This is a genomic window from Streptomyces sp. DvalAA-43, assembly GCF_900091725.1.
Classification (GTDB): Bacteria; Actinomycetota; Actinomycetes; order Streptomycetales; family Streptomycetaceae; genus Streptomyces; species Streptomyces pulveraceus.
Map to the genome: position 1 here is coordinate 348,102 of NZ_FMBW01000087.1, position 12,954 is coordinate 361,055.

Annotated in this window: 13 protein-coding genes; 5 read left to right on the forward strand and 8 right to left on the reverse strand. The window is 69.3% G+C overall.

Annotated elements, in window-relative coordinates; translation table 11 throughout:
• The first annotated feature begins 280 nt into the window (after positions 1-280).
• From GA0115234_RS44530 to GA0115234_RS36395, 3 genes are all read left to right on the forward strand, one after another.
• Positions 281-2,914: a bifunctional serine/threonine protein kinase/MFS transporter gene (locus GA0115234_RS44530; protein ID WP_093550238.1), complete on the forward strand. Its 2,634-nt coding sequence runs from the start codon at positions 281-283 to the stop codon at positions 2,912-2,914.
• Positions 2,915-3,028: 114 nt separating this feature from the next.
• Positions 3,029-4,276 (forward strand): serine hydrolase domain-containing protein, encoded by a 1,248-nt coding sequence (locus GA0115234_RS36390; RefSeq protein WP_093550240.1) that lies wholly within the window; start codon positions 3,029-3,031, stop codon positions 4,274-4,276.
• Positions 4,277-4,374: 98 nt separating this feature from the next.
• Positions 4,375-4,947 (forward strand): dihydrofolate reductase family protein, encoded by a 573-nt coding sequence (locus GA0115234_RS36395; RefSeq protein WP_093550242.1) that lies wholly within the window; start codon positions 4,375-4,377, stop codon positions 4,945-4,947.
• Between the two features lie 186 nt (positions 4,948-5,133).
• On the opposite strand, the gene GA0115234_RS36400 is transcribed toward GA0115234_RS36395, so the two are convergent.
• Positions 5,134-5,694, reverse strand: coding sequence for an ATP-binding protein (locus GA0115234_RS36400; protein ID WP_093550244.1), 561 nt, complete (start codon positions 5,692-5,694; stop codon positions 5,134-5,136).
• 316 nt (positions 5,695-6,010) lie between these two features.
• Between GA0115234_RS36400 and GA0115234_RS36405 the strand changes: the two genes are divergently transcribed.
• Both GA0115234_RS36405 and GA0115234_RS36410 read left to right on the forward strand, forming a co-directional pair.
• Positions 6,011-6,862: a helix-turn-helix domain-containing protein gene (locus GA0115234_RS36405; RefSeq protein ID WP_093550246.1), complete on the forward strand. Its 852-nt coding sequence runs from the start codon at positions 6,011-6,013 to the stop codon at positions 6,860-6,862.
• 11 nt (positions 6,863-6,873) lie between these two features.
• On the forward strand, positions 6,874-7,065 hold the full coding sequence (locus GA0115234_RS36410; RefSeq protein WP_093550248.1) for a hypothetical protein: 192 nt from the start codon (positions 6,874-6,876) through the stop codon (positions 7,063-7,065).
• A gap of 77 nt (positions 7,066-7,142) precedes the next feature.
• On the opposite strand, the gene GA0115234_RS36415 is transcribed toward GA0115234_RS36410, so the two are convergent.
• The 7 genes from GA0115234_RS36415 to GA0115234_RS36445 all read right to left on the reverse strand — a co-directional run bounded on the left by GA0115234_RS36415 (position 7,143) and on the right by GA0115234_RS36445 (position 12,944).
• A complete protein-coding gene (locus GA0115234_RS36415) occupies positions 7,143-7,793 on the reverse strand; it encodes an OmpA family protein (protein WP_093550477.1) in 651 nt (216 codons plus the stop codon).
• A gap of 8 nt (positions 7,794-7,801) precedes the next feature.
• Positions 7,802-8,419 (reverse strand): hypothetical protein, encoded by a 618-nt coding sequence (locus GA0115234_RS36420; protein WP_093550250.1) that lies wholly within the window; start codon positions 8,417-8,419, stop codon positions 7,802-7,804.
• Positions 8,420-8,450: 31 nt separating this feature from the next.
• Positions 8,451-9,053 (reverse strand): pilus assembly protein TadG-related protein, encoded by a 603-nt coding sequence (locus GA0115234_RS36425; RefSeq protein ID WP_093550252.1) that lies wholly within the window; start codon positions 9,051-9,053, stop codon positions 8,451-8,453.
• Positions 9,050-9,283, reverse strand: coding sequence for a hypothetical protein (locus GA0115234_RS36430; RefSeq protein WP_093550254.1), 234 nt, complete (start codon positions 9,281-9,283; stop codon positions 9,050-9,052). The genes GA0115234_RS36425 and GA0115234_RS36430 overlap by 4 nt, the downstream gene beginning before the upstream one ends.
• Before the next feature lie 254 nt (positions 9,284-9,537).
• Entirely contained in the window at positions 9,538-10,635 is a 1,098-nt protein-coding gene (locus GA0115234_RS36435) for a response regulator transcription factor (RefSeq protein WP_093550256.1), read from the reverse strand.
• Positions 10,636-10,688: 53 nt separating this feature from the next.
• Positions 10,689-12,005 carry a sensor histidine kinase gene (locus GA0115234_RS36440; protein WP_093550258.1) on the reverse strand — a complete coding sequence of 439 codons (1,317 nt, stop codon included), beginning with the start codon at positions 12,003-12,005 and terminating at the stop codon, positions 10,689-10,691.
• Positions 12,006-12,056: 51 nt separating this feature from the next.
• Positions 12,057-12,944 carry a DUF5936 domain-containing protein gene (locus tag GA0115234_RS36445; RefSeq protein WP_093550479.1) on the reverse strand — a complete coding sequence of 296 codons (888 nt, stop codon included), beginning with the start codon at positions 12,942-12,944 and terminating at the stop codon, positions 12,057-12,059.
• Positions 12,945-12,954: the final 10 nt, after the last annotated feature.

Below are 12,954 nucleotides of genomic sequence, written 5' to 3' on the forward strand. Positions count from 1 at the left end.
CGGCCCGCAGGAAACGCAGTTGCGGCCGTTGCGGCGGGCGCACTCCTCGATCACCTGGGCCTGGATCCAGCGGAAGCCGACGCCCGGCTCCGTGAAGCACCCGTACCGGCCTGCGGGTCGCAGATGGGCGGAGCACCCCGGGACAGGGCGGACGTTGCCCGATGTGGCATCAGCCACGGACCGGGCAGGGCGTCCGCCAGGTGCGTCGCCCCACAGGCACACACCGACTGTTCACCGCGACTCGCCACCACGGGTTGGATACCTCAACTATCTTATATCCGTGGACCAGTTGATCACCGAAGATCCCCCGAGCATCGGCCCGTACCGCCTGATCGCCCGCCTGGGCGCGGGCGGCATGGGCCTGGTGTACCTCGGCCGTTCGGAAGCCGGGCGGACCGTGGCCGTGAAGGTGGTGCAGGCCGAGTATGCCCAGCACCCCGAATTCCGCAGGCGGTTCGCCCGTGAGGTAGCGGCGGCCCGGCGGGTGGGCGGTACGTGGACGGCGGCCGTGCTCGACGCCGACACCGAGGCGCGGGTGCCCTGGGTGGCGACCCAGTACATCCCCGGACCCGATCTCACCACCGTCGTCGCCAAGGACTTCGGGCCGCTGCCCGAGCACTCGGTCCGCACCCTCGCCAACCGGCTCGCCACGGCCCTGGAGTCGGTCCACGGAGCGGGGTTGATCCATCGCGACCTCAAGCCGTCCAATGTGCTGGTGACGGTGGACGGGCCGCGTGTGATCGACTTCGGCATCGCGCGGGCCATGGACAGCCTCGCCGGGGACAGCCTGCACACCCGCACCGGGATGCTGATCGGCTCCCCCGGTTTCATGTCGCCCGAGCAGGTGCGCGGACTCGAACTCACCCCGGCCAGCGATGTGTTCTGCCTGGGCGCGGTCCTCGTCTACGCCGCCACCGGCCGCCTGCTCTTCGGCGCCACGGAGACCGGTCTGAACGCGCACCTCTTCCGGATCGCGGAGGAGGAGGCGGACCTCACCGGCGTTCCGGAGTCGCTCGTCGACCTCGTACGCGCGTGTCTGCACAAGGACCCGGCACAGCGGCCCACGCCCGCCGAGGTGGCCGCACGCACGGCCGCCGACCAGGACGGCGAATGGCTGCCCGGTACGGTGCTCGCCCAACTCGGGCGCCATGCAGCCCAGTTGCTCGACTTTGCCCCGGATGCGCGGACCCCGCGGCCGGACCCGCGCATCCCGGCCCAGCCGGGGCCTTCCGGCCCGGCCCAGCCGGTCCCCCCGCAGCCCGCGTACATACCGACGACCCCGGCGGGCCAGCACCCGGCCGCCGGGTCCGGGGCACCTGCGGCCGGGGCCGGGTCCGGGGCGGCCGCAGGTCCGGCGGCGCCCCCGTTCCCCGACGGTGTCCCGGCTCCGCATCCCATGCGGTGGTGGGGGCTGGGGATGGCCTCGCTGGCGCAGCTGCTGGTGCTGATCGGTACGGCGGTCACGAATGCCGCGATGCCGGCCATCTACGTCGCCATGGGCCTCTCCTCCGACTCCATGCGCCTGTTCTCCACCGTCTACATGCTGGGCTTCGGCGTACTGCTGCTGCTCGGCGGGCATCTCTCCGATCTCCTGGGCCGCAAACGGGTGTTCGTCATCGGCTCCGCCGGACTCGCGGCCGCCTGCGCGATCGGCGGTCTGGCCTCCTCCAGCGGTCTGCTCATCCTCGCCAACGCCCTCCAGGGCATGTCCGCCGCGCTGCTCTCGTCGTCCGCGCTGGCCCTGGTGTCCGCCGGGTTCGCGGACCCGGCCGATCCGAAGGAGCGCGGCAGGGCCTTCGGGATCTACGCCGCGGTCGCCGGGAGCGGCATGGCGTTCGGCATGTTCGCGGGCGCATGGCTGACCGAGGGGCTGAGCTGGCGCTGGTCCCTGTACGCGACCGCCGGGCTCGCCCTGCTCCTCACGGTCTGCGCGGCCCCCCTGGTGCACGACCCCCACCCGGTCCGCACCCCCGCCCGCGCCGACGTACCGGGCCTGCTGCTCGGCACCGCCGGGCTCGCCGCGCTCGCCTTCGGCTTCGACCGGGCCCAGGTGGTCCACGACGGCGCCCTGGCAGGTGGGGGTGGCTGGACCACCCCCCTGACCCTGATCCTCCTCGTGGGCGGCGCACTCCTGCTGGGAGCTTTCGTGTGGCGGCAGGCCGGTTCGCCCGGCGCGCTCGTCCCGGCGCGCCTCCTCGGGGACCGCAACCGGGTGGGCTCCCTCCTCGCCCTGCTCGTCCTCGGCCTGGGCCTGCTCGTCACGTTCCTGGTCCTGACCAGGTATCTCCAGGTCGTCCTCGAATACCCCGTGGCCCGGAGCGGCACGGCCCTGCTGCCCATGGCCGCCGCGGCCGTCATCGCCGCCACCCAGGTCGCCGCCCGGCTGTGCCACCGGCTGGCGCCCCGCAATCTGATCGTGCCGGGCCTGCTGCTGACGGCGGCCGGCCTGGCGGTCCTGACCGGCATCGATGCCGGCAGCGCGTACACCGCCCAGGTGCTGCCGGGCACGCTGCTCATCGGCTTCGGCGCCGGTCTGGCCTTCACGCCCCTCTTCACCACCGCGACCGACGGAATCGCCCCGCAGGACTCCGGCGGGACCTCGGCGGTGGTCCTCGCGGCCCAGAACCTGGGTGGCTGGGCCGCCTGGCCCCTGTTCGGCACCGTCCTCGCCTCGGCGGTCTCCGCCCGGCTGTCCGGCGCGTCGGACATTCCCGCTCCGCTGGTCGCCGCCGCCGAGGCCGGTGTCCCGTTCAACGGGCACAACCTTCCGGAATCGCTCTCCGGCGCCCTGGAGCGGGTCAACGCGGCGGTCATGGACGGGTACTCCGCCGTCCTGTGGTGGACGGTCGGCCTCACCCTCCTCGCGAGCCTGCTCGCCGCTCTGATGATCACGGCCAGGGCTCCCCAGCGGTGACGACCGCCGGAGTCCCCGCAGGAACCCTCAACGATCAACCCTGAGGCCCGAGTTGTGCGTCACCGGCACCGAGAGGGCAGCCCCTGCCCTCTCGGTGACCTGGAGGAAAGACGCATGAAGCGACGCACCGCCCGTATCTCCTCGCTGCTCGCACTGGCGGTGACCGCGGCCATGGGGGCGGGTGCGATCGCCCCGCCCGCACTCGCGGCACGGTCCCCCCACGCGGAGCGGTCCTCTCACGACCACGAGGCGACCCGCGCCGCACTGCGCGACCTGATCGGCAAGGGCGGCCAGCCGGGTGTGGCCGCCCAGGTGCGCGACGGCAGGGAGCGCTGGTACGCGGCGGAAGGGCACGCCGACACCACCACCGGCCGCGAGCGTGCGCCCGGCGATCACTTCCGTGGCGCCAGCATCACCAAGACGTTCATCGCGACCGTCCTGCTCCAACTGGAGGCGGAGGGGAAGCTGAGCCTGGACGACACCGTCGAGTCCTGGCTGCCCGGACTGATACGGGGCAACGGGTACGACGGCGACCGGATCACCCTGCGCCAACTGCTCAACCACACCAGCGGCATCGCCAACCACACCTCGGACCCCGCGTTCGTGCACGACGCCGCGGGCCCCGGCTTCCCGGAGCACCGGTACGACACCCATACGCCCGAGGAACTGGTGGCGATCGCGCTGAAGTACCCGCCGCAGCCCGATCCGCAGAAGGCGCCGCTGTACTCGAACACCAACTTCGTGATCGCCGGGATGGTCATCGAGAGGGCGACGGGCCACTCGTACGCACAGGAGGCCACCCGCCGCGTCATCCGGCCGCTGGGCCTGCGCGGCACGTCGTTCCCCGGTACGTCGCCACGGATGCCGGACCCGCACCCCGTCGCGTACTCCCGCTTCCACCAGGACGCCCCCGACGCCGGGATCCACGACGCCACCGAGCAGAACATGACCTGGCTGGGCGCGTCCGGCGACATCATCTCCACCACCGGCGACCTCAACCGCTTCCAACGCTCCCTGCTGCACGGTGACTTGCTCCCGCCCGCGCAGATGAGGGAGATGCTCGACGAGGTACCGTCCGGCGCCGGGACCGGATACGGCCTCGGTCTCGAATTCGCACAGCTGTCGTGCGGCGTGAAGGTGGTGGGCAAGAGCGGCCGTACGAACGGTTCGCTGTCCGCGATGGTCGGCACACAGGACGGGAAGCACCAGCTGACGTTCAACGTCAACGGTGACTGGCTGCCGGACGGCTCGCTCTACGTCAATGCGATCGAGGCGGAATTCTGCGGCAAGGCCCCGGCCGCCACGCGCAAGGCCTCACCCTCGACAGCACCCCTCCCCGCCGGTATCTCTCCGAGTCGCTGATCATTTTCGGCAACGACCGATGAGTCCCCGCACGACCGGCAGTCAGTCAGAAGGAGAAAGTTGATGCACCACAGCCACATGACCTCGGGAGACTCCAGATGCGCACCCTGATCAGCACCGCCTTCATCTCGCTCGACGGCGTCGTGGAGGCCCCGGGCGGGGAGCCCGGCTACCGGAACTCGGGGTGGACCTTCAAGGACATCGAATTCGTCCCGGAGGCCTTCGAGATCAAGGGCCGCGAGCAGCAGGAAGCCGCCGCGATGATGATGGGCCGGGTCAGCTACCAGGCGTTCAGCCCGGTCTGGCCGGACATGGCGGACTTCGCCGACTACAAGGTGATGCCGAAGTACGTCGTCTCCACCACCCTCACCGAGGACGACCTTGTCCAGAACTGGGGCGAGACCACGATCCTGCGCTCGCTCGACGAGATCGCCGCCCTGAAGGAGACCGAGGGCGGCCCGATCATCATCCACGGCAGCGCCACCCTCAACCGCGACCTCGCGGACGCCGGCCTGATCGACCGCTACCACCTGCTCGTCTTCCCCTTGCTGCTCGGCGCGGGCAAGCGCCTGTTCAGCGACACGGACAAGGACACCCAGAGGCTGAAGCTCGTCGAGCACGAGGCGTACTCCAACGGCCTGCAGAAGAACGTCTTCGACGTCCTCCGCTGACGCGTCCTCCGCCGACGCCTCCTCCCGCCCCGGCCCGGATCGCGCAGGAGCCCCGTCACCACCGCCATCCCGACGACACCTGCGGCATCCGCTCCCGACGCGGGCGGGCGCCGTCAGGAGGGCGGGGCGGTGGGCGGCGGTGGCGGAACCGGTGGAGGAGGTGGGAGCCGCGGCCGGGCAGCAGCATCATCTGGGCAGCCGGACCCATGACTTGGTGCCGCACTGCGGCGAGTTCGCCTCGCAGGCGCCCCACTCCCCGCCCCAGTCGTCCACAACGGCCGCCAGCAGCCAGAGCGCCCGCCGACGCCGTGTCTCGCAGAGCGCGGCCAGGCCGGGTTCGGCGTGATGCGGGTGCTGGTCCCAGACCAGGAGCCGGACCGCGTCGTCCCGGTGACGCAGGGAGACGTAGATCTCCTTACCCGGGCTCATCCTGGCGGTGACCGCGAGCAGTTCGCCCACGGCGTGTGTGACCGGCCAGACGTACGGGGTGAGCCCATGCGCTTCCAGCGCGGCGGCGACCGCCGTACGACCGATGAACGCGCTGCGGAGGTCGCCGGGAAGCGTGAAACTCAACGAGAGCCCGCGCCCGGAGTGACCCTTGGAGCGCAGGTAGGGCCGGGTGTACGCCTGCGACGGAGTGGGGCGGAGGGCGAGGTGTGGATACGGGACCGGCGGGCTCGCCTCGGCGGTGGCGGCCGGACAGAGTGCGGCGACGGCGGATGTGGACGCGGACGTAGGCACGTGCATGACGGACTCCCCTGAAACAGGCGCGAGTTGGTGGCAGCTCTCTTTCGCGTGGGCGCGCACAAGGGCTCACGGTGTTGTGTTCCGAACGAGCAGTGGCCTGTCTCCCTGACGCGGGACCGCCCCTCCCAGGGCAGGAGGTTGCGGGCAGGACCGCGCGATGCACTTCCGACTCGCCGTCACTGTGTGAGCGGTGCGTTACCTAACGTAGCGTGGCGAGGGTAAATTTACCCTCCTCATTCGATGAATGCACCCTTTCGTGGCAGAGAGGTGCGCGCACGCGGCAGACTGCCGGTGACCGCTTGCGGAAAGGAACGGCATGGCAGCAAGGACGTCACCGACTGAGCGCCAGAAGCGGCTCGGTGCCGAAGTACGGAGACTCCGCACTTCGGCCGATGTCTCCGCCGAGTTCGCGGCCGGTCTGCTGGGCGTGGACCGCGGCAAGATCTCGAACATCGAGGCCGGAACACGCCCCATCAGCCCGGACCGCCTTCGCACCTTGGCCTGCAACTGCGACTGCACCGATGTGAAGTACGTGGACGCGCTGGTGGAGATGGCCCAGTCACGCGGACGCAATTGGTGGGAGAGGTATCGCGGCATACTCCCCCAAGGGCTACTCGACATCGCCGAGCTGGAACAGCACGCCGTGCGCATGCGGGCCGCGTACTCCGTGCACATCCCGGGCCTGCTCCAGACTTCGGATCATGCTCTGGCCCTCTTCCGCGTGGTGATCCCTCAGCTGCCGGAACGGGAAGTCGCGCTGCGATTGGCACATCGAGTGGAGCGCCAGGAGATTCTGGATGGAGATGCGCCGCCGCCCTACACCGCCATCGTGCACGAGGCGGCGCTCCGGATGCAGTTCGGTGGACGCGCCGTGGCGCGCGCCCAGCTCGATCACTTGCTGACGAAGTCCGAGCAGACGAATATCACGCTGCTGGTGATCCCATTCGACGCGGGCGCGTTCCCAGGCGCAGGGCAGACCGTTCTGTACGCGGAGGGACCTGTTCCCCGGCTCGACACCGTGCAGATCGACAACTCTCACGGGCCCGTCTTCGTCCACTCCGACGTTCAACTTGCCAAGTATCGAGCCCACTTGGACTGGATGGAGAAGATCGCGTTGTCGCCTGAGAAGTCACGGGACTTCATCCACAACATCGCAAGCCAACTCTGAGGAGATCGACGATGTCGGACATCCACTGGGAAGACGCGTTCTGCGGTGAAGGAAACTCCTGCTACCGGATAGGAACCGATGGACAGGGCAACAGCTACATCGCCGTCAGCGGCTCGGAGGAACGCTTCCTCACCGACAGCCGCGAAGCGCTTCAGCAGCTGATCCGGGACATCAAGGCCGGCAAGGCGGACCATCTGCTGTAGCCGGACAACGGCAGGGGCCCGGCACCGCGATGCGCCGATGCGCTCGCGGTGCCGGGCCCCTGTCGTGGCGCGGTTCCTCAGGAAGACGTGCCGCGCGGGAAGGAGACCTCCACGCGGCGGTTCTTCTTCCTTCCCTCTTCCGTGCTGTTGTCGGCGATCGGGTACTGCTCGCCGTAGCCACGGATCTCGAAGGTGACGGTCGATCCGAGATCCTTCACCAGCACCGCCTGCACCGCGTTGGCGCGCTGCTTGGACAGCACGTCACCGTGGGCCGACGAGCCGAGGTTGTCGGTGAAGCCGAAGACGCGCACCTTGGTGGCGTTCTGCTTCTTGATCTCGGCGGCGATTGCGGCGATACGGGAGTTGGCCGCAGGACTCAACTTCGCGCTGTCCTTGCCGAAGAGGACTTCGGCCTGGAGCGCGAACTTGATGCTCGCGTTGCTGTCCTCACGACGCTCCTCTCCGCCCTCGTCCTCGATCACCTGGACGATGTCGAGGACCTTGGCGGGGGCCAGTGTGCCGCCCTCGGGCATCTTCAGGTCGGGGTCGTTGGCGTCGAGCTTCACCGGGGGCACCGACGTCGCCTCGGTGCCCGGGGGCACGCTCGGGCCGTCGTCGGCCACAGCGGTTGTCGCGCCGAAGACGGTGGTGCCTGCCAGCAACACCGCCACAGCGACGGCTCGCCCTGCAACATGGCGCCGCCCATGCCACGCACGAACACACTTCATGTCGGCCATCACCCGGAGATCTTCAGCGATGCGGTGGCGAAGGTCGGAAGCGTGAAGTCGACTTCGCTGGTGGTTGCCGGAGGCGCCGGAAACTGCATGAAGACGGAAACGGAATTCCCCGGCTGAATCGCTGTCAACCCAGTGGTGCAGAGGCAGCGCCCATCCGTGTCCCGAAGAATGTAGTAGCGCTTCTTCCCAACCTTGTCCACAAGCGTCGCGCCTGCCACAGAATTCGGGTTCTTGGCCACGATGGCAGTCTCATTTCCCGCCCACTGGCCACCGCTTCGAATCTCGTCCCCACCATTCTTGATCAGGCCACTGACAGTCACGAATCCGCCACTGTCACGCTTGACCGCGTTGACGACAAGAATCAGCCCATCGCGACCATTTACCTGCGCGAGTTTCACATTCGGGTCCACGTTCTCACCGGCAGCCGTGTCCTCCTGCTTCGCTCCCTTGTCCTCTTCTGGGGACTTGGACGGGGCAGAGGACGGCGACGAGCCGGCGTCATTGGTCTTGTCACCACCGCTGTCGGTGCCGCAACCGCCGACGGTCAGGGCCATTGCCGCCGCCAGCGAGACGGCTGCCACAGCCCTTCGAGACCTTGTGGAGCGCCGAATGCTCATGGGTTCTGATTCCTTTACTCGTCGTTCGCCATCAATTGTCGACCAGGTGCACGTCGTAGAGGATCTTGCTCACCTGAGACCAGGGCGGCGGGCTGCCCGGACTGATCTCCAGGAAGTCCTTGCCACACGTGAAGAAGAAGATGTCCCGGATGCTGTCGTCGTTGAGATCGACGGACGTCCAGCTGCAACGGAACTTGATGACAGCGGTGGCCGTGGCCTCCGCCTTCTTCCTCTTCGAGCCAGGAATGACCGGCGAGTCCACGGGCTTGAGCCCCCTGACGTCGACTTTGATCCGGTCCTCGCGACCGCCCGGCATCGGGACGCAGCTTTTGAGCTTCGCCTGGTTTTCGGCGGCAGCCCCGGCAGCCGCACTGCAACCACCCACTGGGTGGGCCGCAAGGTACGCATCGAGCAAGTCTTCGGGAAGCGAGGCGAGGAACCCGGCCTGGAATTCATCGCGAGCCTGCGCCGCTGCGGCCAGAGCCGCAGCATCCGCCGCTCCCTGGGCACCATTGCGCAAGGCCGAGGCCTTGCCGACGGCAAAGAATGCGAACACGAGGAAGAGCAGGCCCGCCACCATCACTACGTAGATGGGGAAGGCCTGCCCTGCGTCGCGGCGAAGACGCCCGATCACGAGCCTGCGGTGATCGAGTTCACCAACCCGGAGATGCGGCCGGAGATCGCGCCACCGATACCCGTGGCCATGATCGCGCCGATGATCGCCACGACCACCAGGATGATGCCCAGGTACTCGAACGCCGTCTGGCCGCGGTCCTTGGCCTCGTAACGCTTCTGGATGGCGCTGACCGCGGTGTTGGCCCAGCCGTTGACGCGGACGGCGGTCTTCAGGGTGATGTTCGACATGGTGTTCCCCTCCGGGTTCGGCCGACCGGTAGCCGGCCGACTCGCAAGTTTCTTGGGTGCCGCCCGCGGTACCGGCTTCCTCCTGGCCGGTGCCGCTGGCGACATGAGAAACATACGGCGACGAGCCCCGCTCGCCGGAGGGTCCCAGGGCCCATTCCCGGGCCCAAAGCATCAGTTGGGTCTTCGGCACCGATACGCGCAGCCGGGCCCCACGCCCCGCGCGTACCGTCACTGCCCCGCTCCCGGTCTGCCGCTCAGCCACGGTGACCACCGGCCTCGCGTGCTCCGTGCCCCGCCGAGGGGGCCGTGCCGAGCCAGCGGGCGATGGCCTCGCTGCGGCTCGCACTGTGCAGCTTGGTGAAGATGCGGTTGATGTGGTTCTTGACCGTCTTCTCGCTGATGAAGCAGGTGGCGGCGATCTGCTGATTGCTCATGCCGGACGCGATCAGCTCCATGACCTCCACCTCCCGTGAACTCAGCCCGTACTGCTGCCTGTTGAACGTCATGCCCGGTTCCCCGGTCATGGAAGACTGTGCCACAACCGATTGCAGATGCGAAAGACCCTGGGGTGCTCGAACGGGTCGCGGCGCAGGTGGAGACGGTTCGGCCTTGGGTATGTGTGCAGGCGCACTGTGTTGCTGAACGGAACTCGGGGCATGGCCGTCGTACCCGGCCCCCTGGTACGGAACGCCCGTGGTCAGAGCCGTGCCGAGCCCCTCGGGGAGGGGTTGCCCCTGTGCTCCGGGCCCCTGACGCATATGGGCGAGCAGGGCGTTGGCGGCGGTGGCGGTGAAGTGGGCCCGGCCGTCCTTCGTGTCGCGTACGGCCTGCACCAGCTGGTCGGCCGTGAACTCGCCGTGGACCAGATAGCCGCTCGCGCCGAGGCGCAACGCCTCGTGGACGATCTCGTTCTCGCGGCTGTAGGTCAGCATCATCACGGGTGCGATCCGCACCAGGTGCGGAAGCGCGGAGATGCCGTCCACGCCGGGCATCCGGACATCGAGCAGGACGACGTCCGGACGGTGGTGGACGGCCATGTCGTAGGCCTGGCGGCCGTCCGCCGCCTCGGCGACGACGTCGATGTCGTCGCGGCCGGAGAGCAGGACGCCGAGGCCGGCCCGGACCACCGGGTTGTCGTCGGCGACGACGACCCGCAGGGCGCCGGGCACGGCCATGGATACCGCCGCGGGAAAGGGAGGCATGGGCTCGGATGCCGCGGACTGCTGGGGGACGGGGAACGCATGGGAGCTGGGTTCCGAGTTGAGCGGGGTGACGTGCGGGGACGTGTGCTGGGACGCGTGGTGCTGTGCGGCCCGGTTCTGGCCCGACGCGCGGGAGACGTCGTCCGGCATCTGCGACCTCCTCTCAGGTGTCTATGGGGGGTGAGGGTGGGAAACGGAGCGGTTCAGCCGGGCTGCTCGGCGCCGGAGGTGACGAGCAACGCCGCGATCGGGAGTTCCAGGCGGACCTCGGTGCCCTTGGTCGCCTTCCCCCTTCCGATACGGATACGGGCGCCGATGGACGCGGCGCGCTCGACCATGCCGACCAGGCCGAAGTGCCCGGCGCGCCGGAGGTCGTCGAGCGTCGTGCCCGGGGGCAGGCCGCGCCCGTCGTCGTACACGCTGACGCGCAGGACGTCGCCCTTCACGCCTGCGAGTACGACGAGGTAGGTGGGTTGTGCGTGACGGTGGGCGTTCTCCATCGCTTCGGAGGCGATGGTGAGCAGCTGGCGGGCGACGGCCTGGGGGACCTGCGGGATCGGCGCGTCGTCCAGGAGCCGGAAGGTGGCGGTGAGTCCGTGACGACGTGAGAAGTCCTCGGCTCGGGCCCGGAGCTCACGTGCGACGTCCACGCCGCCGTCGAGTCCGGACTCGCGGCGCAGGTCGGAGAGGAGTTCACGGGACTCGGCGGCGGCCCGGCGGGCGGCGCGTGCGACCAGTTCGGCCTGGTGCCTGACGGTGAGCGGGTCCATCCGGTCGGAGGACACCGCCAGGCCGTCGGCCGCCAGGGCCAGGCCGTGCAGGGTCTTGGCCACCGAGTCGTGCATTTCCCGGGCGAGCCGGGTGCGCTCGCCCTCCACGGCCTCGCTGACGGCGAGCCGGGCCCGGGTCTCGGTGAGGGCCTGGCTCGCCGTCCCGAAGCGCAGGAGCAGATTGCGCAGGGTGACGCCGACGGCTCCGGCGATGAAGCAGAAGCCGGGAAGGAGGACGGCCGTGGCATCGGCGGGTTGGAGCTTCGGGTTGGTGTTGTACACGCCGAGGACGATGACCACCTGAAGCGCGGCGAAGACCGCCGCGCCGCGCCAGCCGTAGACGAGTCCGGCCAGCAGCGGGGTGCACACCGTGACGTACGCGAGGGTGGACTCAGGGCTGGCGGTGACCAGCAGCAGAGCACCGAAGAAGGCGTCTATGCCCAGCAGCCAGGGGTAGCGCAGCAGGACCGGGCCGAAGCGCTCCCAGTCGCGGAACAGGACGTACGAGCCCATGAACGTGACGAGGATGGCCGAGCCGATCAGCCAGGAGGCCAGTCCCGACGCGGTGTGGCCGATCGCGAACGGGGTGGCGATGGCGATCATGGCGAGCCGGAAGCCGAAGACCTGCCGGCACATCGCCTGGAGCGCGTTGAGCTGGATCGCGAACGCCGGGCGTGAGCCGGGATCGGCGATCGCCTGACGCACTTCGGCGTTCAGTCCGTTCTGGCCGTTGCCGAGCTGGAACGACATGAGCCTGCCACCTCCCTCCGACCGTCCTGCCCACCGTCCGCGCCGTCCACGTCATCCGCCCGTGAGGAAGCTGAAGTCGATGTTGGCGCCGTAGACGAAGCCGACGGTCAGCAGCACCAGCGTTCCGGGCAGCAGGAACGTGGTGACCGCGAAGGTGGCCTTGGGAACGGCCCTGGCTGCCTTCCGGCGGGCGTTCTGGGCATCCGTGCGCCGCATGTCGTTGGCGATCTGGATCAGCGTCTCGACGATCGGCGCACCGAGCTCCTCGCCCTGCTGGAGCGTGGTCACGAACATCGCGACCTGCTCCGAGTCGTTGCGCTTGCGCAGCTGCTCGAAGGCCTCCCGGCGGCTGACGCCCATGTCCATCTGACGCAGGGTGATGCGCAGCTCGTCGGCCCAGGGGCCTTCGTACTTCTCCGCGACGCGTCCCAGCGCCTGTCGGAAGCCGAGGCCCGCCGACACGACGACCGCCAGGACGTCGAGGAAGTCCGGGAGAGTCCGGTCGATGTGGTCACGCCGCATGCGCACCGCCGACCAGAGCCCGACCTCGACCCAGAACAGGCCGAAGGCGACCAGGACCAGGGCGAGGATGACCTGGCCGCGCAGGAGCATGGTGAAGGCACCGAGCGCGCCGAGGCCGCCGTAGACGGCCCGGCGTGCCGCATAGCGGTCGATGGTCAGACCGGCTGGGTTTCCCGCCATGTCGATCTGGCGGCGCTTCTTGTTGACGGCCTTGGGGCCCATCATCCGCAGGATCGCGGGTGCCCAGCGCATGCCGAGACGGTCGATGCCGGAACCGACCGCGGTGGTGCGGGTCGAGCCGACCTCCAGCGCGATCGCGAGGTCACCGGGGAGCTTCGCGTCACGCCGGTACATGCGGATTCCGGCGATGATCCCGTACACCGCGAGCCCCATGACGCCTGCGAGCAGCAGGCCCATGTTCGCCCCG

Excerpts from the sequence above, each read along its gene's own strand:
- GA0115234_RS36415 (WP_093550477.1), bottom strand. The coding sequence starts at position 7,793 with ATGAAGTGTGTTCGTGCGTGGCATGGGCGGCGCCATGTTGCAGGGCGA.
- GA0115234_RS36435 (WP_093550256.1), bottom strand. The coding sequence starts at position 10,635 with ATGCCGGACGACGTCTCCCGCGCGTCGGGCCAGAACCGGGCCGCACAG.
- GA0115234_RS36400 (WP_093550244.1), bottom strand. The coding sequence starts at position 5,694 with ATGCACGTGCCTACGTCCGCGTCCACATCCGCCGTCGCCGCACTCTGT.
- GA0115234_RS36405 (WP_093550246.1), top strand. The coding sequence starts at position 6,011 with ATGGCAGCAAGGACGTCACCGACTGAGCGCCAGAAGCGGCTCGGTGCC.
- GA0115234_RS36440 (WP_093550258.1), bottom strand. The coding sequence starts at position 12,005 with ATGTCGTTCCAGCTCGGCAACGGCCAGAACGGACTGAACGCCGAAGTG.
- GA0115234_RS36420 (WP_093550250.1), bottom strand. The coding sequence starts at position 8,419 with ATGAGCATTCGGCGCTCCACAAGGTCTCGAAGGGCTGTGGCAGCCGTC.
- GA0115234_RS36430 (WP_093550254.1), bottom strand. The coding sequence starts at position 9,283 with ATGTCGAACATCACCCTGAAGACCGCCGTCCGCGTCAACGGCTGGGCC.
- GA0115234_RS36410 (WP_093550248.1), top strand. The coding sequence starts at position 6,874 with ATGTCGGACATCCACTGGGAAGACGCGTTCTGCGGTGAAGGAAACTCC.
- GA0115234_RS36390 (WP_093550240.1), top strand. The coding sequence starts at position 3,029 with ATGAAGCGACGCACCGCCCGTATCTCCTCGCTGCTCGCACTGGCGGTG.
- GA0115234_RS36445 (WP_093550479.1), bottom strand. The coding sequence starts at position 12,944 with ATGGGCCTGCTGCTCGCAGGCGTCATGGGGCTCGCGGTGTACGGGATC.
- GA0115234_RS36395 (WP_093550242.1), top strand. The coding sequence starts at position 4,375 with ATGCGCACCCTGATCAGCACCGCCTTCATCTCGCTCGACGGCGTCGTG.